Consider the following 20,456-nt stretch of genomic DNA (forward strand, 5'->3'; position numbering starts at 1 on the left):
GGGCCGGGCCGCCGGTTGCGGGTTTAACTTTTCGAGAAAGGGGTAATCGGGCGGGCTTTGCGCATGTGGACGGCATCCTTCTATCGGGATGGGCCGATCGGACCGAGCCTTCCGGCCGCCAGTCGGAACGGCCCGGGTGGGTATCCGGCTGTGCGACCCGGCAAACTGGACGGGTGCTGTTGAAGGACATCCGCGCCATCGTGAGCGAACCGGTGGTGCTCGCGCCGGAGGACCCGTCTGCCGAGAACGCGAACACCAACTGGTTCGGTGCGCCGCCCCACGAGCGCATGGGCCTGTCCGCGGACGAGGTGGTCGCCACCATCGAGGAGACGGCCATCGTGCTCCGCGAGCAGGTGGCCGGGACCGGACATCAGGGCGCTGCCACGTTCTACGTCTGGCACGACGCCATCGCCGGGCAGTTGCGGTGCTCGGCCGGCACGTGCAAACCGAGCGATCTGCCGTTCGACGACGCCTATCGGGTGACCGACGATCTGCGGGCCATCGTCGTCGAGTTCCTGGAGGACCGGGCGCCCGGGTCGATCGTCTGGGGCGAGCTGGAGCCGGTGCCGTACCCGGAGGAGACCGAGGAGCCCGGCGGCCTGGCGGTCTGGGCGTTCGACCTCACGCCGTTCGGCCGGTGACGGCCGCCGACGCGGCCGGGCTGCTCGCCGGTTACCTGCTGGACGCGGCGGTCGGCGATCCCCGCAGGTTCCATCCGGTCGCCGGATTCGGTACGGCGGCCGACGCGCTCGAACGCCGGCTCTACCGGCCGACCCGGGCGAGGGGCGCCGTCTTCACCGCTGTCGCCGTCGGCGTGCCCGTGCTGGCCGGTCTCGCCGCGTCCCGGGCCACCCGCCGGCATCCGGTCGCGCGGTTCGCCGTCACCGCGGCGGCCACCTGGACCGTGCTCGGGGCCCGCACGCTCCGGCATGAGGGCCGGACGATGGGCCGGCACCTGGAAGCCGGCGACCTGGAAGCCGCCCGTGGCCGGCTCAACCACCTCTGCGGCCGTGATCCGTCGGCGCTGGACGAGCCGGAACTCGCGCGGGCGGCGGTGGAGTCGGTCGCGGAGAACACGTCGGACGCGGTGGTGGCGCCGCTGTTCTGGGGTGCGCTGTTCGGCCCGGCCGGCCTGCTGGGCTACCGCGCGGTCAATACGCTCGACGCGATGGTCGGTCATCGATCGGAGAGATACGAGCGATTCGGTACGGCGTCCGCCCGCCTCGACGATCTCGCCAATCTGGGGCCGTCCCGGCTCACCGGGCTGATCACCGTGGCGGTCTCGTTCGTGGCCGGTGGGTCGCCGCGGGAGACGCTGCGGGTGTGGCGCCGCGATCGGGCAGATCATCCGTCGCCGAACTCGGGGCAGTGCGAGGCGGCCATGGCGGGAGCGCTCGGGGTCCGGCTGGGTGGGCGGAACGTCTACTTCGGGCGTACCGAGGTGCGGCCGTTCCTCGGCGACGGGCCGCGGCCCGGTGCTGCGCATCTGCGGAAGGCCGCCCGGTTGTCGGGCGCGGTCGGGGCGGTCGCCGCCCTCCTGGCCGGGGCCGTGGCCGCGACCACCCCGATACGACATCGAGAGCGTACGGGAAAATCTCAGGGTGACCCCACGCGCTAACGGATTGCTGATCGCCGGTACCACCTCGGACGCTGGGAAGAGTGTGGTGACCGCGGGGATCTGCCGGTGGCTGCATCGGAGCGGGGTGCGGGTGGCGCCGTTCAAGGCGCAGAACATGTCGAACAACTCGGTCGTGGTGCTCGGGGCGGACGGTAGGGGCGGGGAGATCGGGCGGGCTCAGGCCATGCAGGCGGCGGCCTGCGGGATCGCTCCTGACCTGCGGTTCAACCCGGTGCTGCTGAAACCGGGAAGTGATCGATCGAGTCAGGTCGTGCTGCTCGGCGAAGCCGTCGATACGGCTACGGCCCGTAACTACCGATCGCTGAAGCCGCGACTCTCCGAAGTGGCTTTCCGGGCGCTCGACGAGCTGCGTGAGGAGTACGACGCGGTGATCTGCGAGGGCGCGGGCAGCCCCACGGAGATCAATCTGCGGGACGGCGACTTCGTCAACATGGGGCTGGCCCGCCGGGCGAATCTGCCGGCCGTCGTCGTCGGTGACATCGATCGCGGTGGAGTCTTCGCGGCCTTCTTCGGGACGCTCGCGCTGCTCTCCGAGGAGGATCAGAACCTGGTCGCCGGCTTCGTGATCAACAAGTTTCGTGGCGACTCCGGGCTGCTCCAGCCGGGGATCGACCTGATACAGCGGGCGACCGGGCGGCCCGTGCACGGCGTGCTGCCGTTCCACTCCGACGTCTGGCTCGACGCCGAGGACTCGCTCGCCTACGGGCGGGTGCTCGGGCGCCCGGGGCCGCCGCGCGGGACCGAGTGGCTGCGCGTCGCGGTGATCCGGCTGCCGCGCGTCTCGAACGCCACCGATGCCGAGGCGCTCGCCGCCGAACCGGGGGTGCAGGTGCGCCTGACCATCGAGCCCGGCGAGATCGCCGACGCTGATCTCGTGGTGCTGCCGGGCTCGAAAGCGACCGTTAGTGATCTGGCCTGGCTGCGCGCGACGGGACTCGCCGACGCGGTGCTGGCGCATGCCGCGGCAGGGAAGCCGCTGCTCGGGATCTGCGGCGGTTTCCAGATGCTCGGCGAGCGGATCCACGACGAGGTGGAGAGCGGGCAGGGTTCGGTGCCGGGATTGGGCCTGCTCCCGGTCGAGGTGACGTTCGCGCGGCAGAAGACGCTCGCCAGGGTCGAAGGCGCCGGTCTGGGTGCTCCGGCGCAGGGCTATGAGATCCATCATGGGTACGTGTCGAGCGGCGTGCCAGAACCGCTGCTGCACTACCACGACGGCCGTCCCGAGGGTGCGGTGTCCGGAAACGTTCACGGCACGCACTGGCACGGCGCGTTCGAGTCGGACGAGTTCCGGCGCCGGTTCCTGACCCGGGCTGCCGAGCAGGCGGGCCGGCACGGCTTCACCGTCGCGCCGGACACCCGATATGCGGCGATCCGCGAGCGCGCCCTGGACGTGCTGGGTGATCTGGTCGAGGAGCACCTGGACACGGCCGCGCTGATGAGGCTGATCGAACAGGGCGCGCCGGCCGGCCTGCCGTTCCTGCCGCCAGGGGCTCCGTAGGGGTTGACCCTGACGACAGTCTTGCGTCCCGGGCGTACGTTGGGCTGGCCTGATGCGGTTCTAGGAAAGGGCGAGATCGATGACGAACCCCGACGATGCCACCCCGCCGGTTCGCCGCCGGGTGACCCTCACCGGCATCAGCTCGCGGGCCTGGGAGCACCCGGCCGACCGCGGCGCCCTCACCGCGCTGCGTGAGCTGCGCGGCTTCGACGACGTGGTGAAGACGTTCTTCGGGATGTGGAACGAGCGGGGTTTCCGGCTGACCTACCTGGCCGGCTCGATCCGCGTCGACCACCGGCAATACGAGCGGGTCTACCAGCGCTTCACCGAGGCGGCCAGCACGCTCGACGTGCCCGACCTGCCGGAGCTCTACGTCACGCAGAACCCGATGATCACCGGCTCGGCGATCGGCCTGGACAAGCCGTTCATCGTGATCAGCACGGGCGCCGTGGAGAAGCTCGACGACGACGAGCTGCGGGCGCTGCTCGGCCACGAGCTGGGCCACGTGCGCAGCGGCCACGCGGTCTACAAGACCATCATGTCGATCCTGACCAGCTGGGCGGCGAACATCAGCTGGATCCCGGTCGGCGCGATCGCGCTGCGGGCGATCATCGGAGCGATGCTGGAGTGGTGGCGCAAGGCCGAGCTCTCCGCCGACCGCGCCGGGCTGCTCGCCGGTCAGGACCCGGCCGCCTCGCTGCGGCTGCTGATGAAGCTGGCCGGCGGCGGCGACCTGTCGCAGATCGACACGGCCGCGTTCCTTGAGCAGGCTGCCGACTACGAGGGCGGCGGCGACCTGCGGGACAGCTTCCACAAGATCGGAATCACCGCGTGGAGCACCCACCCGGTCCCCGTTGCTCGCGCCGCTGAGCTGCGCAAGTGGGTCGACTCGGGGGAATACGCGCAGATCCTCGGCGGCGACTACCCGCACCGTGACTCGGACGGCGACGCCTCGGTCTCGGAGGCGGTGAAGGACGCGGCGAATGCCTACCGGAAGGACTTCTCGGACTCGCAGGACCCGCTGGTCGGCCTGATCCGCCGGTTCGGCGGCGGCGCCTCCGACATGGCCGGGGCCGCAGCCGGTCGCGCGATGAACTGGGCGAGCGAGGCCCGGCGGCGTGGTCGAGAGGGTAATGGCGGCGAGGGCGCCTCGGAGAACTGATTGCGCCTACCATCGGCGGCATGAGCCTGAGTGAATCCGATCTGCGCGCCGCGATCCGGCGCGAGTTGCCCGGTGTCCGCGCCGACCTGGAACGGTTGGTGCGGATCCCGGGCATCGCTTTTGAAGGTTTCGACCACTCGCACGTCGAGCGTTCCGCCGAGGCGGTCGCCGAGCTGTTGCGCGGGTGCGGGCTCGACACCGAGATCGTCCGCCACGGCGGGCAGCCTGCAGTGATCGGCCGGAAGGCGGCGCCGGCCGGCGCGCCGACCGTCCTGCTCTATGCGCACCACGACGTCCAGCCCGCCGGTGACCCCGCGCTCTGGGCCAGCGACCCGTTCGAGCCGGTCGAGCGGGACGGCCGGCTGTACGGCCGGGGCGCCGCCGACGACAAGGCCGGCGTGATGGCGCACGTCGCCGCGCTGCGTGCCTTCGGCGACCAGCTCCCGGTCGGTGTGGTCGTCTTCGTCGAGGGCGAGGAGGAGTACGGCTCCGACTCCCTCGACACGATCATCCACGAGCACCTCGAAGAGCTGCGCTCCGACGTGATCGTGATCGCCGACTCGGGCAACTGGGACATCGGGCAGCCCGCGCTGACCACCTCGCTGCGGGGCCTGGTGAACCTGTTCGCCGAGGTGCGGGTGCTGAAGAGCGCCGTGCACAGCGGCATGTTCGGCGGCCCGGTGCCGGACGCGCTGATCACCCTGTCCCGGCTGCTGTCGACGCTGCACGACGAGTCCGGCGAGGTCGCGGTCGAGGGCCTGGTCGGCCGGGAGGGCGCGAGCGTCGACTACCCGGCGGACCGGTTCCGCCACGAGGCCGGGATGCTTGACGGCGTCGAGCTCATCGGCAAGGGCACGATCACCGACCGGATCTGGACCAAGCCGTCGATCTCGGTTCTCGGCATCGACGCGCCGCGGACGCTGGAGGCGGCGAACGCCTTGCAGCCGTCGGCGCGGGCCAAGATCAGCGTTCGGCTGGCGCCCGGTGAGGACCCGAAGTCGGCCTTCGAGGCGGTGAAGAACCATCTGGAGCGGAACGTCCCCTGGGGCGCGGCTCTGAAGATCGAACTGGAGAGCGACGGGTCGCCCTGTGTCATCGACGCGACCGGTCCGGTCTACGACGCCGCCCGTGCGGCGTTCCGTGAGGCCTGGGACGGCACCGAGCCGGTCGACATGGGCGTCGGTGGCTCGATCCCGTTCATCGCCACGTTCCAGGAGCTCTTCCCGGACGCGGCGATCCTGGTGACCGGCGTGGAAGACCCGTACTCGAGTGCCCACGGCCCGGACGAGAGCCTGCACCTCGGCGAGTTCGAGCGCGTCTGCGTCGCCGAGGCACTGCTCCTGAAGAACGTGGCGGAGACCTTGTCGAAGTAAGAGAACGGGGTGGCCGGATGGCCGAGTTGTCGTGTGAGGTCCTGGTGGTGGGCGCCGGTCCGACCGGCCTGATGCTCGCCAACTGGCTGACCCGCCTGGGCGTGGCCGTGATCGTCACGGACACCAAGGACGGGCCCACCCGGGAATCCCGGGCGCTCGTCGTGCAGGCGCGCAGCCTGGAGATATACGACCAACTCGGCATCGGCGACCAGGTGCTCGACGCGGCCCGGCGGGCCGAGGCGTTCGCGCCGGGCTTCGGCCCGCGCGCGTTCGGCCGGATCCCGCTGGGCCCGCTCGGCACGAAGGTGACGCCGTACCCGTACATCGAGATCCTCGAACAGAGCCGGAACGAGGAGATCCTCTACGACAACCTGCGCAAACTCGGCGGTGAGGTGTCCTGGGAGACGCCGGCGACCGCCGTCGTGCAGACCGAGCAGGGCATCGAGGCGAAGGTCGGCAACGACACGATCCGGGCCCGGTTCTGCGTCGGCTGTGACGGGGCGAACTCGATGGTCCGTAAGGCGCGCCGGATCGCGTTCGAAGGGGTCACCAATCCCCACCACTTCTTCGTGCTGGACGCCTCGGGAGTCTCCGGGCTGGTGGCTCAGTCGATAAACGCGCGGCCGAACGGGACCGATTTCATGGTCGCCTTCCCGATGGCGGGGGCGGGTCGTTGGCGGCTGATCGGGGCGGTCAGCGGCGATGATCTCGAAGAGGACGATGCTCGCGCTCGGCTTCTCCGTACATTTAATGTGTCCTATGAAAAATCCCGATGGTTTGCGACATATCGGGTGCATCATCGCGTGGCCGCCGCCTTCCGTGACGGTCCGTTCTTCCTCGCCGGGGACGCCGCTCACGTGCACTCGCCGGTCGGCGGGCAGGGGATGAACACCGGTCTGCAGGATGCGCACAATCTGGCCTTCAAGCTGGCCGACGTGCTGCGGGGGCGGCGCCGCGACCGGTGGCTCGATCGATACGAGGCCGAGCGCCGGCCGGTCGCGCGCAAACTGGTCGCGACGACGGATCGGCTCTTCGGCTTCATCACCTCCGGCCGGCTGCCCGCGCGGACGCTGCGTCGCGTCGCGGTTCCGCTGATCGCCCCGATCGGAGTGCGGGTGCTGCCGCGTTCATCAGCAGGATCAAGGCTTTTCCAGTACGTCTCACAGACCCGTATTCATTACCGTCTCGCTTCTTTCGAGGGTCGCCGTGATCCGGTGGTCGGCCGCCGTCTGCCCTGGGCCGGGAGTAACTTCGCCGTGCTGAGGGCTGCGGAGTGGCAGGTTCACGCCTACGGGGGAGTGGACGCGGCGAGCGTGCCGGATCTGGGCCTGCCCGTGCACGTCTTCCCGCCGGCCCCGGGAACCCCGCTCCGACCTGGGCTTCTTTACCTGATCAGGCCGGACGGGTTCGTGGCGGCGCGTGCCGAGCCGGGCGAGGCGGAGCTGCGTTTCCGGTACGCGCAGACTTAATTCCTCCTGTGGTGGAGCGATCAATCCTGTTAGGATTCGAACATGCGTTCGATTGTTGCACCGTCGCTCGATCGCCTCCGGACCCGCGATCGGATCGAGTCGATCGCCCGTCTGCGTGCCGCCGCCCGGGCCCTGGGAGACGTCGACGTCTCCGGGTGGGACGACGACACTCTCCACGACCATCTCGAGGATCTCTCCAAAGTGTTGTGCGCCCTCGACGCCGAGCTCAGCCGGGTCGCCGAGTCGGTCCGGGCGCGTGGCCTGAGCGTCAGCGAGCCCCGAGCGGCGTGAACTGCGAGGATGGGTTCCGTGCGATTCCTCGACATCGCTGCCACCTCGGCGGCCGTCAGCTCGACCTCCGGCCGCAAAGCCAAGATCGAGCTGCTGGCCGACGCACTGCGCCGCCTGGAGCCGGACGAGATCACGGCCGGCGCGGCGTTCCTCGCCGGTGAGCTGCGCCAGCGGCAGACCGGCGTGGGCTACGCCGCTCTGCGTGACCTGCCGCCGCCCGCAGCCGAGCCGTCGCTGACGGTCGCCGCCGTCGACACCGCCATCGCCGAGATCTCGGTGGTCGCGGGCGCCGGCTCGCAGGCCCGCCGGCGTGAGCTGATCGGCGCGCTCTTCGCCGCCGCCACCGCCGACGAGCAGCGTCTCCTCGTCGGCCTCTTCGGCGGCGAGCTCCGCCAGGGCGCCCAGGCCGGGCTGCTGGCCGAGGCGGTGGCCGCGGCCGCTGCGGTTCCGGCCGTCGCCGTCCGCCGGGCGCTGCTGCTCTGCGGCGACCTCAAACAGGTCGCGTCCGCCGCGCTGACCGGAGGCGCCGCCGCCCTCGCCGAGATCCACCTCCGGGTGGGCACCCCGCTGAGCCCGATGCTGGCGAGCAGCGCCCCCGACGTGGCCGCCGCCCTGCTGGCCACCGGCGCACCGGCCGTCGTCGACACGAAGCTCGACGGCATCCGCATCCAGGTGCATCGGTCCGGCGACGAGGTGGCCGTCTTCACCCGCAGCCTCGACGACATCACCGCCCGGTTGCCCGGGGTGGTGTCCGCGGTCAAGGCTCTGCCGTTGCGGTCGGCGGTGCTCGATGGGGAGGCGATGGGGCTGGGCCCCGATGGCCGGCCGTTGCCGTTCCAGGAGACGTCGAGTCGGGCGGCGACGCGCGGCAAGTCGGATATATCGCTTGTTCCGTACTTCTTCGACGTTCTTCATCTCGATGGAGTGGATCTGCTCGACGAGCCGGGCAGGGTCCGCTGGGCCGCGCTCGCCGACGCGCTCCCCGCCTCGCTGATCGTGGGGCGGCACACCGTCTCGTCGGAGGAAGAGGCTGCCGCGGCCTTCGCCGCCGCGCTCGCCGCCGGCCAGGAGGGCGTCGTCGTGAAGGCGCCGGACGCGCCCTACGACGTGGGGCGCCGCGGAGCCGCCTGGGTGAAGGTGAAACCCCGGCACACCCTCGACCTCGTGGTCCTCGCCGTCGAGTGGGGGCACGGCCGCCGCCGCGGCTGGCTCTCGAATCTCCATCTCGGCGCGCGCGACCCGTCCACCGGCGGGTTCGTGATGCTCGGCAAGACGTTCAAGGGCCTCACCGACGAGCTGCTGCGCTGGCAGACCGAGCGGTTCAAGGAACTCGCCGTCGACGACAACGGCTGGGTCGTGCGGGTCCGCCCGGAGCAGGTGGTCGAGGTCGCGTTCGACGGGGTGCAGACGTCACCGCGCTACCCGGGCGGGGTGGCGCTGCGGTTCGCCCGGGTGCTGCGTTATCGGGAGGACAAGTCCGCCCACGAGGCCGACACCATCGAGACGGTCAGAGCGCTGCAAGGCTCCGGACATAGTTGACCTGCTGGTTGATCGTGGTGGCGTCGGATTCGCGCTGGATCGGGACGCGGGCGACGTACTGCCTGGTGCCGCTCATCACCGTCACGTTGATCGTGCCCTGCGGGACGGTCTCCTTGTAGAGCAGGAGCAGCAGGCTCAGCCCGGCGGTGAAACAGATCCCGGCGAACGCGGCGATCTTGGCCCAGGTGGGGGTCTGCCGCCGGCCGTACCACTGGTCGGTGACCTGCCAGTGCGAACCCGACAGCGGAAGATCGCCGACCGGCGTGCGCACCAGGGAGGACGTGATCTCGATCTCGGCGATCTGAACGATCACCGGGCCGGTCACTTCTCGGCCTTTTCCGCACGTCGCTGGTCAGCGGCCGCCACCCGGTCCTCCACCGGCGCTTGGGGGTCCTTCGTCGGCGCCTGAGGGTTCAGGCCGAGCGCCTCACGGCGTGCCTGCCATCCGAACAGCACGAACGCCATGCCCGCGAAGATCCACCACTGCACCGCATAGCCGCCGTTCTGCCAGGCGTCCTCGTGCGAGATCGGAATCGGGACGAACGCCGGGTCGGCAGCCGGGGTCTGCTCGGTCAGCAGGACGTAGGCGCCGTAGACCGGGAACGGCAGCTCGGTGGCGAGACGAGGAATACTGACCCGTCGGGTGTCCAGCCGGCCGTCCCGTCGCTCGACCGGGGCAGGTCGGCTTTCCGACAGGTGGATCTGGCCGACCACTGTCACCCGACCGGATGGAGCTGCCGGGGCCACCGGGGCCGCCAGCGCGCCGCCCTCGCCGGCCGGAACCCAGCCGCGGTCCACCAGGACAGCAGTTCCGTCGTCCAGGATCAGCGGCGTGACGATCTCGAAGCCGACCTCGCCGTCGACCGTCCGGCCACGAGCCTGGATCTCGGTCGCCTGGTCGTAGCGGCCGGTCACGGTGACCTTTGTCCAGGCCAGAGACTTGCCGGGCGCGGAGCCGGGAGTGCCGGCAGCGGTCGGGGCGGAGAGCACCGAGGTGATCGGGACGGCCTCGACCGAGTTCGCCGAGTCGATCCGGTCATTGATTTCGGTGCGTTCGTGGTACCGGCGGAGCTGCCAGTTGCCGAGCATCACCATGACGATGGCAGCGACGACGGTCAGCGCGGCCGCGGCGAGCCAGCGGGGCGTCAGCAGGAACCGGTACACCCCCCGAGGCTACCTGGCGCGACAGTAAGGCCCGCCGCAGCCAGGTAGTCTGCGACATCCGGCAGTCGTTACCACGCGGCCGCCGACAGCGGAATCCTCGGGGGAGACATTGATCACCCAGCCTCGTCTGGTCGTGAGCGCGCCGTCGTCGGGCCACGGCAAGACAGCGATCGCGGTCGGGCTGCTCGCCGCCATAGCGGCGCGTGGCATCCCGGCCGCGGGCTTCAAGGTCGGCCCGGATCACACCGACGCGGCGTACCTGGGACTCGCCGCCGGCCGCCCCGGCCGCAACCTCGACCCGCGGCTGGTCGGCGCGCAGCGGGTGGCCCCGCTCTTCCTGCACGGCGCCGCCGGCAGCCAGCTGGCCGTCGTCGAGGGCGCGATGGGCCTCTTCGACAGCCTCACCGGGCAGCCCGAGGTGGACGGCACCGCCGCGGTCGCGGCGGCGCTGCGGGCACCGGTCGTGCTGGTCGTGGACGTGGCCGCGATGGGTCATTCGCTGGCCGCGCTGGTGCACGGGTTCCGCATGTTCGACGAGATGGTCCACCTCAACGGCGTCATCCTGAACCGGGTGGCCTCCGCCCGGCACGAGCAGATGCTGCGCAGCGCCATGGACGACATCGGCATGCCGGTCCTCGGTGCGCTGCACCGCGGTGAGCTGCCGAACGTCCTGCCCGCTCGGGCGCACGGCCTCGTGCCGGTCGCGCACCGGACGGTCGAGGCCGCCCGGGCGGTCCGCCGGCTCGGCGAGGCCGTCGCCACAATGCTCGACATGGACCGGCTGATGGCCCTGGCCGCGTCCGCGCCGCCGCTCCCCGGCCCGCTCTGGTCCCCGGCCGAGGCCCTCGGCGGCCTCGACGACTTCGATCAGCGCCCGGTCATCGCGCTGGCCGGTGGGCAGGGCGCCCCTTACACGTACGTGGAGACCGCCGAACTCCTGGCCGCAGCCGGCGCCGACGTCGCCGTGATCGACCCGCTGCGCGACGAGGCCCTCCCGCCGGGCACCCGCGGCCTGATCGTCGGCGCGGGCCTGCCGGAGGGGTACGCCGAGGAGCTCTCCGCCAACCACCGCCTCAGCGCGGCCGTCGCCCAGTTCGCCCGTGACGGGCGGCCGGTCGTCGCCGAGGGCATCGCCTTCCCGTGGCTGACCCGCGAGCTGGACGGCCGCCCGATGTGCGGCGTGCTCGACGCCACCGCGACCACCGGCGAACAGACCGTCGCCGGCTACCGCGAAGCCACCGCCCCCGGTACGTCGGTGCTGGCCCCGGCAGGCGCGCGCATCACCGGCTACAAACAACACCGCTCGATCGTCGCCCCCCGCGCCGGCGCCAACCCGGCCTGGACCTGGTCCGGCGGCAATCCGGAAGGCTTCGTCTGGCGCCAGGTCCACGCCTCCCAGCTGGGCCTGCACTGGGCCGCCGCGCCGGAGATCGCCAAGCGCCTGGTGGCGGCCGCGCTCAACGGCGCTCAGCAGTCGAACGGCACGGGCCTATCCAGCCCGTCGGCGCCGGCGTCCTCGCAGCAGCCGATGCCGTCGTCGCCTCAGCCCATGCCTCCGCAGTCGATGCCGCCGCAGCCGATGCCACCTCAGTCCATGCCTCCGCAGCCGATGCAGCCCTCATCCATGCCGCCGCAGCCTCCAGCGATGCCGCCGATGCCGCCGCAGCCGATGCCGCCGCAGCCGATGCCTCAGCCGGGACCGCAGACGATGCCTCAGCCGGTGCCTCAGTCGATGCCCGGACAGTCGATGCCTGGCTCAGGGATGCAGCCGCCGACTTCGATGCCGCCCGGCAACGTCCCGACCGGCCCCGTACCGATGCCGGAACGCCCCACCGGCCCGGTCCCGATGCCCGACCGCCCGGGTGGCCCGATGATCGACCGCGCCGGCGGTTCGATGGGCGAGCGCCCGACGGGTCCGGTGCCGATGCATTCCGGCAACGGCCCCCTGATGCCGCCGATGCCCGGCCCGCACTCGGGTCCTGGCATGCCAGGCCCGCATTCCGGTCCGGGGTCGTCCGGTCCGCATTCCGGTCCAGGGTCGTCCGGTCCGCATTCCGGCCCAGGGCTGCCCGGCCCGAACTCGGGGCCCGGTATGCCCGGCTTCGCACCCTCGATGCCCTCGGGCGTCCCGGCGTTCGGCCCGAATATGCAGCCTGGTTATGGCATGCAGTCCGGCCCGGGCATGCAATCAGGTCCCGAGATGCAATCCGGTCAGGGGATGCAGTCCGGGGATGGCCTGCAGCGTGACTCCGGGATGTCCGGCCCTGGGATGCCGCCGCTCAATCAAGGGCCTGTTCTGGCGCCGGGACAGGGGCAGGGGCCGTCGGGGAACCCGGAGAACCGGCCTACCGCGGACATCCCGATCCACTCCTGAGAAACCGCCCGCTGACCAGCCTTCGAAGCCGGAAACCGCCCTGCGTGCGAAAGCCGATCGCCGCGGCCGGAAGTTGTCGTACCCCCCTCGTACCGTGAGGTACACGACAACCGAAGGAGGGCATCGTGGCCGATCGTGTGCCGCTGGATTTCGATCCGCCGGCTCGCCAGATCAGGGCTCTACTACTCGGGGTCGACGAGAGAGATCTGACGGCGCCGACGCCCTGCCTCGGCTGGCCGGTCGCGGCTCTGCTCGATCATCTGATGGGGCTGTCCTACGCGTTCGCGCAGGGCGCCCGCAAGCGTGGTCCGGGCGGACCGGCCGTGGAGCCGTCGGCCGAGCACCTGTCGCGTCATTGGCGCAGCCGGCTGCCGGTGCTGCTGGAGGAGTTGGCCACGGCGTGGCGCGACCCGGCCGCCTGGAGCGGCACGGCTTCGGTCGGCGGGGCCACGCTGCCGGCTACCGACATGGGCATCTTCGCGATGACCGAGCTGGTCATCCACGGCTGGGACCTCGCGAGATCGACCGGCCAGGACTTCGCGGCGGATCCGCGCGCCCTCGACGTGCTGGTCGACTTCCTGTCGCAGGGCCCCGCCGACGGGACACCGGGACTCTTCGGCCCGATGCGCCCCACCAACAGCGACGACGACCCGCTCCTCCACGCCGTGGCCCTGACCGGCCGCGACCCAGCCTGGCGACCACCCCGCCGCCGGGCTCCGATCCGCCGGGCCAGCTGAGCGGTCGCTGAGCCGGCGGGGTGGGCCGGGTCCGGGCGGTCCGGGCGGCCGCCGGCCTGGGCGGGCGCGGAGAGGGCACGGTGGGAAAGGGCCGGCCGCCGGTTCGAGGGAACGCGGCGGCCGGGGGTGGCTGACGGGTTGGAGGCCGGCCACGTCGACGTCGGCCCCCGCCATGGTTACCAGACGAGTTTGTCCGGGGGTGGGGTGAATTTCCTCTTCGGCTCGTCTTTCAGGGCGTCTCTCAGCGTCTGCGCGACGGTGAATTTGGAGATGGTGCCCCGGCCTGTGCCGACCACGTGTTCCGGGTTGTCGGGGTCGGCTACGAAGGCCGAGGCCGCCAGCTGAGGGGTGTAACCGCTGAACCACGCCGTCTTGTTGCCGTCGGTGGTGCCGCTCTTGCCGGCCACCGGGCGGCCCAGGATGCCGTGGACCATCTCGGAGGTGCCCCAGCCGCCGCAGCTGCCGCGCGCCGAGCCGTACCCGGTGACGCAGCGGGCGGCGTCGGTGGCGGCGCGGGCCACGTTCGCGGTGATCTCGCGGTGGCAGCGCGGGGCGGCGATCAGCTTGTCGTCGTGGATGGCGTGGCTGCCGTCCGGGTTGCGGATCGACATGACCGGTGTGGGCTGGCAGTACATGCCTTCCGCGGCGAGTGTGGCGAAGACGTTCGCCATCTCGACCGGGGTGGCGTCGGAGACGCCGAGGGTGAAGGCGCCCCAGCCGGAGGCGTGTCCCGGCCCGGCCAGGCGACGGTCCACCTCGGTGCGCCAGCGCAGGCCGAGCCGTTCCGCCATCTTCACCGCCTTCTCCGCGCCGACCCGCTGTTCGAGCTGCACGAAGTACGTGTTCACGGACTTGCCGAAGCCGCTCCACATGTTCTGTGTGCCGGTCATCGACTTGCTGGAGTTCTTCGGGCACCAGTGGGTGCCGCAGGTGGCCGGGCCGGGCGCGGTGATGTACTGCGAGTAGAACCGTTCCGGGGAGTAGAACGAGGTGCGCAGCGGTAGTCCGGCTTCCAGCGCGGCGAGCATCGTGAAGATCTTGAAGGTGGATCCGGCCTGGTAGCCGGCCATGTCGCCGCCACCGAGCAGTGGATTGACGGTGTTCGGGTAGTTGCCGCGGGTGCCGCGTTCGGTCCGCCAGTCGCTGTGCCGGCCGTTGTCCTGCTGGTCCAGCGAGTACCGCCGGTTGACGGCCATCGCCAGGACCCGCCCGCTGCCGGGCTGGACGACGACTTCGCCGTGCGCGAACGGGCTGTTCCGCTTCTCCTTGTCGAGGACGTGTTCCATCGCGTACCCCTGGATCTCCGGGTCGATGGAGGTGACGATCCGGTAGCCGCCGCGGCGCAGGTTCTCCTCGCGTTCCTGGGCGTTGCCGCCGAACGCCGGCTGTTCCCGCCACCAGGCCTTGAAGTAGTCGCAGAAGAAGCCCCAGTCGTTGTGCTTGCGGGACACCGAGACGCAGTCGTTCGGCGGGGCGGTCAGCGTCAGCTTGATCTTGGCGCGGCGGGCGGCGGCGGCCTGCTCCGGCGTGATCGAGCCCATCTTGAGCATCTGGTCGATGACGTAGTTGCGCCGCTGCTTGGCGGCCCGCTGGTCCTTGGTCGCCGGGTCGTACGCCGACGGCGCCTTGACCAGGCCGGCGAGCAGCGCGGCCTCGGTGAGGGTGAGGTCCTTCGGCGCCTTCGAGAAGAACACCTGCGAGGCGGCGAAGATCCCGTAAGCGCGGTGCCCGAAGTAGGCGGCGTTGAGGTACCGCTCCAGGATCTGCCCCTTGCTGAGCCGCTGTTCGACCTCGATGGCGAGCCTCATCTCGCGCAGCTTGCGGGCCGCGGTCTGCTCGGTGGCTTCGAGAGCCTCCTTCGGTGTGCGCGCGCTGTCCCGCAGGGCCATCCGGACGTACTGCATGGTGAGCGTGGACGCGCCCTGGGAGACGCCGCCGGCCTGCTGGTTCGCCACGAACGCGCGGGCCACGCCCTTGGCGTCGACCCCGTTGTGCTCGTAGAAGCGGGCGTCCTCGGAGGCCACGATCGCCTTGGTGATGTACGGCGACATCTGTTTGAGGGCGATCTGTTTGCGGTGTTCCTCGTAGAACATCGTGAGCAGCGTCTTGCCGTCGTTGGCGTAGACGTAGGTGGTCTGCGCGGTCGGCACCTCGGTCAGTTCCACCGGCATGGCTTCCAGGGCATCGCTGCCGGCCTTGACCCCCATCCCGGCGAGCGCCGCCAGGGGATAGGAGAGGCCGGCGATGACCAGGCCCGAGATGAGTCCGGCCCGGACTAGAAGGGCGACTCTTCCGGCTACGGTGAGGCGTCGGCTCGTCACTCCTTGACGGTAGGACAAAGGGGTTCATGTTCTACCGAAACAGCCGAAGTCAGACGGTAAGAAGTGTCCGGCATGCTGTGGGCATGACGTTCGACCTTGATCATCACGGCGACGCCGAGGTGGGTGCGGGCCTGATCGATCTCGCGGTCAACGTGCGGCATCAGCCCCGCCCGGCCTGGCTCAGCGAGCCTCTCGCCGCGTCCCTCCAAGATCTCAGAAGCTACCCCGATTCCCGTACGGCCACCGCGGCCGTGGCGGCCAGGCACCGCCGGGATCCGTCCGAGGTGCTGCTCACCGCCGGCGCCGCGCAAGCGTTCGTGCTGCTGGCCCAGGCGTTCCGGGGCGTTCGCCGCCCGGTCGTGGTGCATCCGCAGTTCACCGAGCCGGAGGCGGCGCTGCTGAACGCGGGACACCGGGTGGATCGGGTGCTGCTGCGCGAGGAGGACGGTTTCCGCCTCGACCCGGCGCTCGTGCCGGACGACTCCGATCTGGTCTTCGTCGGCAACCCCACGAACCCGACATCGGTGCTGCACCCGGCCGCCGACATCGCGAAGCTGGCCCGCCCGGGGCGGATCCTGGTGGTCGACGAGGCGTTCGCGGACACCACCCACCGGCCCGGTGTGGATCATGAGCCGGAATCCCTCGCGGAGGAGCGCGGCCTGCCGGGACTGGTCGTGCTGCGCAGCCTCACCAAGACGTGGGGCCTGGCCGGACTGCGGATCGGCTACCTGCTCGGCCCGGGCGATCTCGTGGAGAGAGCGAACCAGGTCCAGCCGCTGTGGGCGGTCTCCACCCCGGCCCTGGCCGCCGCGACGGCCTGCGCGTCCCCGGTCGCGGTCGCCGCCGAACGGGAGATCGCCGCGGTGATGGCGAAGGAGCGTGCCCACCTGGTGGACAGCCTCCGGAACGTGCCGAGCGTCACCATCGCCGGCGAACCGGCCGGCGCCTTCGTGACGATCCGCCTGCCCGACGCCGACCGGATACGGCTTGAGCTGCGCGAACGCGGCTATGCGGTACGCCGGGGCGACACCTTCCCCGGGCTGGGCCCGGACTGGCTCAGGATTGCGGTGCGCGACACTGCCACCACAGACGGATTCGTGCAGACTCTGACGAAAGTGATCGAGGAGCGATCGTGACGCTGGAGACCACCCTGGCCGCCATCCGGCCCGCCGACGAGCAAGCGGTCGCCGCCGCCCGCGAGCTGCACACCCGGCTCACCAAGCCGGCCGGTTCGCTGGGCGTCCTGGAGGAGCTGTCGGCCCGGCTCTCCGGCCTGGCCGGTGTCTGCCCGCCGCCGATGCCGTCCCCGGCGACCGTCGCGGTCTTCGCCGGCGACCACGGCGTGCACGCCCAGGGCGTCACCCCCTGGCCGCAGGAGGTCACCGCGCAGATGGTGGCGAACTTCGTGGCCGGCGGCGCCGTGGTGAACGCGTTCGCCCGGCAGGCCGGCGCGGACGTCATGGTGGTCGACGCCGGTGTCGCGATCCCGCTGCACGGCGGGCCGAACCTGCTCGACGCGAACATCCGGCGCGGCACCCGGGACATGACCGTGGAGCCGGCGCTGACCCGCGAGGAGGCGCTGGCCGCCGTCGAACTCGGCGCCGCGGTGGCCGCCCAGCTCGTCGCTTCCGGCGCGAAGTGCCTGCTCACCGGCGATATGGGTATCGCCAACACGACTCCTGCCGCAGCGCTCATCGCGGTCTTCACCGGCACCGATCCGGCGGAGGTCACCGGTCGCGGGACCGGCATCGACGACGCGACGCTGGCGCGCAAGACCGCTGTGGTCGCCGCCGCGCTGGCCCGGCACACCCCGGACCCGGCCGACCCGCTCGGCGTGCTCGCCGCGGTCGGCGGCCTCGAGCACGCCGCGCTGACCGGCTTCGTCCTCGGCGCGGCCGAGCACCGCGTGCCGGTGATCGTGGACGGCGTGATCGCCGCCTCGGCCGCCCTCGCCGCCGCCGCGTTCGCCCCGGACGCGGTGGCCGCCATGGTCGCCGGGCACCGGTCGGCCGAGCCGGGCGCGACGGTGGCGCTCGCTCACCTGGGCCTCGAACCCCTGCTCGACCTGGGCATGCGCCTGGGTGAGGGCAGCGGCGCGGTGCTGGCCCTCCCGGTCGTGTCGGCAGCGGTGCGGGTGCTGCACGAGGTTGCGACGTTCGACAGTGCGGGAGTGTCCGAGAAATGAGCCTTTATCCGATGGCTTTGCGGCTCGAGGGCCGCCGTGTCCTGGTGGTCGGCGGCGGCTCCGTCGCCACCCGCCGTGTCCCGGCGCTGATCGCCGCGGGCGCGCTGATCGAGATCGTGTCGCCCGAGCTCACCCCGGCCCTGCAGTCGCACGTCGACGCCGGCCGGGCGGTCTGGACGCCGCGCCGCTTCGCGCCGGCGGACGTCGAGGGCGCGTGGCTCGTCCATGTCGCGATCGACGACCCGGCCGCTGCCGCCGAGGTGAGTGCGGCGGCGGAGGCTTCGAGGACCTTCTGCGTACGAGCGGACGACCGCGACGCGGCGACGGCGTGGACGCCGGCGGTGACCCGTCACGGCCAGGTGACCGTCGCGGTGACCGACGGTGGTGACCGCCGCCGGGCGATGGCGGTCCGTGACCTGGTCGCGCACGCGCTGGAGGCGACGCCCGTGGCCGCGCCGGAGTTCAAGGGCGTGGCGCTGGTGGGTGGCGGCCCCGGCGACCCGGAGCTGATCACGGTGAAGGGCCGCAGGCTGCTCGCCGCCGCGGACGTGGTGGTCGCCGACCGGCTGGTGCCCGGCGTGCTCCTCGGCGAGCTGCGCCCGGAGGTCGAGCTGATCGACGCTGCCAAGATCCCGTATGGGCCGTCGGCGGCGCAGGAGGAGATCAACCGGATCCTGGTGGACCGGGCTCAGCAGGGGAAGTTCGTGGTCCGGCTCAAGGGCGGCGACAACTTCGTCTTCGGCCGTGGCGGCGAGGAGGCGCTCGCCTGCGCCGAGGCCGGCGTGCCGGTGGTCGTGGTGCCCGGCGTGACCAGCTCGATCGCGGCGCCCGCGCTGGCCGGCATCCCGGTCACCCACCGCGGGGTGGCGCACGAGTTCACCGTGGTCTCCGGGCACATCCCGCCGGAGCACCCGGACTCGCTCGTCGACTGGGCGGCGCTGGCCCGGCTCAAAGGCACGCTCGTGGTGCTGATGGGCTTGAAGAACCTGCCGAAGATCGCCGAGCGGCTGATCGCCGAGGGCCGGTCCGCGGAGACCCCGGTCGCCGTGGTGCAGGAGGGGTCGACCGCGCATCAGCGGTCGCTGCGCAGCACGCTCGGCGCCGTGACCGAGGACGTGAAGCAGGCGGGCATCCGTCCCCCGGCGGTGGTCGTCATCGGAGACGTGGTCCGGGTGGCGGACGGGTTCCTGCCGGTCGGGTGATCCGCACGCTGCCGCCGGCGTACAAAGGAAAGGCGCCGGACCGGAAACGGCCCGGCGCCTGACAGCGGGGTTGCTACTCCTCGGACTCGCCGACGCCGAGCTCGTCCAGGAAGGTCTTGGCCCACTTGGCCACGTCGTGGGTCCGCAGGTGACGCTGCATCACCCGCATCCGCCGCTTGAGCTCGGCCGGCTCCGCGGAGATCGCCCGCAGCAGCGCGTCCTTCACTCCGTCCGGGTCGTGCGGGTTGCAGAGGAACGCCTGGCGCAGCTCGGTCGCCGCGCCGGCGAACTCGCTGAGGACCAGGGCGCCGCCGGTGTCGCCGCGACAGGCGATGTACTCCTTGGCGACCAGGTTCATGCCGTCGCGCAGCGGGGTCACCATCATGACGTCGGCGGCCGCGTACATGGCGGCGAGCTCCTGCTTGCTGACCGACTGATGCAGATAGTGCACGGCCGGCGTGCCGACCCGGCCGAACTCGCCGTTGATCCGGCCGACCTCGCGCTCCACCTTCACCCGCAGCGTCTGGTAGTGCTCGACGCGCTCCCGGCTCGGCGTCGCGACCTGCACCATCACCGCGTCGCCGACGTTGAGCTTGCCGTCACTGAGCAGCTCGCGGAACGCCTTGAGACGCAGCTCGATGCCCTTGGTGTAGTCCAGCCGGTCGACGCCGAGGATCACCGTCTGCGGATCGCCCAGCTCGGCGCGGATCTGCTTGGCCCGTGCCTGCACCTCCGGGGTGGCGGCGAGGCGTTCCATGTCCTTCGTGTCGATGCTGATCGGGAACGCGCCGGCCTTGACGCTGCGCCCGTCCACCTTGATCGACTGGCCTTCGTAGCGGAGCCCGAGCAGGTGCCGGGCGAGACGCACGAAGTTCTGCGCGGCGAGACGCTGCTGGAAGCCGACCAGGTCGGCGCCGAGCAGGCCGCGCAGGATCTCCGCGCGGAACGGCATCTGCATGAACAGTTCGATCGGCGGGAACGGGATGTGCAGGAAGAAGCCGATCCGCAGGTCGGGACGCATCTCCCGGAGCATGGACGGCACCAGCTGGAGCTGGTAGTCCTGCACCCAGACGGTGGCGCCCTCGGCGGCCACCTCGGCCGCGGCCTGGGCGAACCGGTGGTTGACCACCCGGTACGTCTCACGCCAGCGGCGCTTGTAGACCGGGGTCTCGACCGCGTCGTGGTAGAGCGGCCAGATCGTGGCGTTCGACTGACCCTCGTAGTAGCGTTCCAGCTCCTCAGCACTGAGGGGGACCGGGTGGATGTTGATGCCCTCGAGTTCGAAAGGCTCGGGTGCTTCGCCCGACCCGCCCGCCCAACCGATCCAGGTGCCGCGATGCTCGATCAGCACCGGGTGCAGCGCCGTGACGAGCCCGCCGGGGCTCGGGCGCCACTGCCTGTCACCTTCCGGCGTGGTGACCTCGTCCACTGGCAAACGGTTGGCGACGACGACGAAGGAACTTCGTTCGGCCACGCTGAGTACACCTCCGAGTGGTTTCTGT

17 protein-coding genes are annotated in these 20,456 nt (G+C 71.3%); 13 read left to right on the forward strand and 4 right to left on the reverse strand.

From position 1 onward, the window contains the following. Positions 1 to 173: 173 nt before the first annotated feature. The 8 genes from EP757_RS15835 (at position 174) to EP757_RS15870 (ending at position 8,971) form a co-directional block, all read left to right on the forward strand. A complete protein-coding gene (locus EP757_RS15835; RefSeq protein WP_232050525.1) occupies positions 174 to 641 on the forward strand; it encodes a hypothetical protein in 468 nt (155 codons plus the stop codon). Continuing rightward, positions 638 to 1,618: a cobalamin biosynthesis protein gene (locus tag EP757_RS15840; protein ID WP_174262399.1), complete on the forward strand. Its 981-nt coding sequence runs from the start codon at positions 638 to 640 to the stop codon at positions 1,616 to 1,618. The genes EP757_RS15835 and EP757_RS15840 overlap by 4 nt, the downstream gene beginning before the upstream one ends. Further along, entirely contained in the window at positions 1,602 to 3,137 is a 1,536-nt protein-coding gene (locus EP757_RS15845; RefSeq protein WP_127546828.1) for a cobyric acid synthase, read from the forward strand. Before EP757_RS15840 ends, EP757_RS15845 begins: the two co-directional genes overlap by 17 nt. A 79-nt stretch (positions 3,138 to 3,216) precedes the next feature. Then, positions 3,217 to 4,299: a M48 family metallopeptidase gene (locus EP757_RS15850; RefSeq protein ID WP_127546830.1), complete on the forward strand. Its 1,083-nt coding sequence runs from the start codon at positions 3,217 to 3,219 to the stop codon at positions 4,297 to 4,299. 26 nt (positions 4,300 to 4,325) lie between these two features. Further along, positions 4,326 to 5,672 (forward strand): dipeptidase, encoded by a 1,347-nt coding sequence (locus EP757_RS15855; protein WP_197725560.1) that lies wholly within the window; start codon positions 4,326 to 4,328, stop codon positions 5,670 to 5,672. 17 nt (positions 5,673 to 5,689) lie between these two features. Beyond that, positions 5,690 to 7,141, forward strand: a complete 1,452-nt coding sequence (locus EP757_RS15860; RefSeq protein ID WP_127546834.1) for an FAD-dependent monooxygenase — start codon at positions 5,690 to 5,692, stop codon at positions 7,139 to 7,141. 42 nt (positions 7,142 to 7,183) lie between these two features. Then, on the forward strand, positions 7,184 to 7,432 hold the full coding sequence (locus EP757_RS15865) for a hypothetical protein (protein WP_127546836.1): 249 nt from the start codon (positions 7,184 to 7,186) through the stop codon (positions 7,430 to 7,432). A gap of 9 nt (positions 7,433 to 7,441) precedes the next feature. After that, the gene (locus EP757_RS15870; protein WP_174262400.1) at positions 7,442 to 8,971 is read left to right on the forward strand and encodes an ATP-dependent DNA ligase; all 1,530 of its coding nucleotides are present in this window, start codon (positions 7,442 to 7,444) and stop codon (positions 8,969 to 8,971) included. On the opposite strand, the gene EP757_RS15875 is transcribed toward EP757_RS15870, so the two are convergent. Both EP757_RS15875 and EP757_RS15880 read right to left on the reverse strand, forming a co-directional pair. Continuing rightward, complete coding sequence (locus EP757_RS15875; RefSeq protein WP_232050526.1) at positions 8,940 to 9,284, reverse strand: hypothetical protein; 345 nt, start codon at positions 9,282 to 9,284, stop codon at positions 8,940 to 8,942. The two genes, EP757_RS15870 and EP757_RS15875, sit on opposite strands and share 32 nt — an antisense overlap. Positions 9,285 to 9,292: 8 nt before the next feature. Further along, positions 9,293 to 10,135 (reverse strand): SURF1 family protein, encoded by an 843-nt coding sequence (locus tag EP757_RS15880; protein ID WP_127546842.1) that lies wholly within the window; start codon positions 10,133 to 10,135, stop codon positions 9,293 to 9,295. A gap of 133 nt (positions 10,136 to 10,268) precedes the next feature. On the opposite strand from EP757_RS15880, the gene EP757_RS15885 reads away from it, so the two are divergent. Together EP757_RS15885 and EP757_RS15890 are read left to right on the forward strand one after the other, a co-directional pair. Continuing rightward, complete coding sequence (locus tag EP757_RS15885) at positions 10,269 to 12,509, forward strand: cobyrinate a,c-diamide synthase (protein WP_232050527.1); 2,241 nt, start codon at positions 10,269 to 10,271, stop codon at positions 12,507 to 12,509. Between the two features lie 125 nt (positions 12,510 to 12,634). Next, entirely contained in the window at positions 12,635 to 13,246 is a 612-nt protein-coding gene (locus tag EP757_RS15890; RefSeq protein WP_127546846.1) for a TIGR03086 family metal-binding protein, read from the forward strand. Positions 13,247 to 13,422: 176 nt separating this feature from the next. Here the strand turns inward: EP757_RS15890 and EP757_RS15895 are convergent, their stop codons facing one another. Next, positions 13,423 to 15,567 (reverse strand): transglycosylase domain-containing protein, encoded by a 2,145-nt coding sequence (locus tag EP757_RS15895; protein WP_127546848.1) that lies wholly within the window; start codon positions 15,565 to 15,567, stop codon positions 13,423 to 13,425. Between the two features lie 83 nt (positions 15,568 to 15,650). Between EP757_RS15895 and cobC the strand changes: the two genes are divergently transcribed. From cobC to cobA, 3 genes are read left to right on the forward strand one after another with little or no spacing between them, the layout of a single operon-like run. After that, a complete protein-coding gene (gene cobC / locus EP757_RS15900) occupies positions 15,651 to 16,703 on the forward strand; it encodes an Rv2231c family pyridoxal phosphate-dependent protein CobC (protein ID WP_127546850.1) in 1,053 nt (350 codons plus the stop codon). Next, positions 16,700 to 17,752 carry a nicotinate-nucleotide--dimethylbenzimidazole phosphoribosyltransferase gene (gene cobT / locus EP757_RS15905; RefSeq protein WP_127546852.1) on the forward strand — a complete coding sequence of 351 codons (1,053 nt, stop codon included), beginning with the start codon at positions 16,700 to 16,702 and terminating at the stop codon, positions 17,750 to 17,752. The genes cobC and cobT overlap by 4 nt, the downstream gene beginning before the upstream one ends. Beyond that, positions 17,749 to 18,954, forward strand: coding sequence for a uroporphyrinogen-III C-methyltransferase (cobA, locus tag EP757_RS15910; protein ID WP_127546854.1), 1,206 nt, complete (start codon positions 17,749 to 17,751; stop codon positions 18,952 to 18,954). The genes cobT and cobA overlap by 4 nt, the downstream gene beginning before the upstream one ends. 73 nt (positions 18,955 to 19,027) lie before the next feature. On the opposite strand, the gene EP757_RS15915 is transcribed toward cobA, so the two are convergent. Beyond that, entirely contained in the window at positions 19,028 to 20,428 is a 1,401-nt protein-coding gene (locus tag EP757_RS15915; protein WP_127546856.1) for a trehalose-6-phosphate synthase, read from the reverse strand. Between the last annotated feature and the right edge of the window lie 28 nt (positions 20,429 to 20,456).

Source organism: Actinoplanes sp. OR16, from assembly GCF_004001265.1.
In the GTDB taxonomy this organism is placed as follows: Bacteria; Actinomycetota; Actinomycetes; order Mycobacteriales; family Micromonosporaceae; genus Actinoplanes.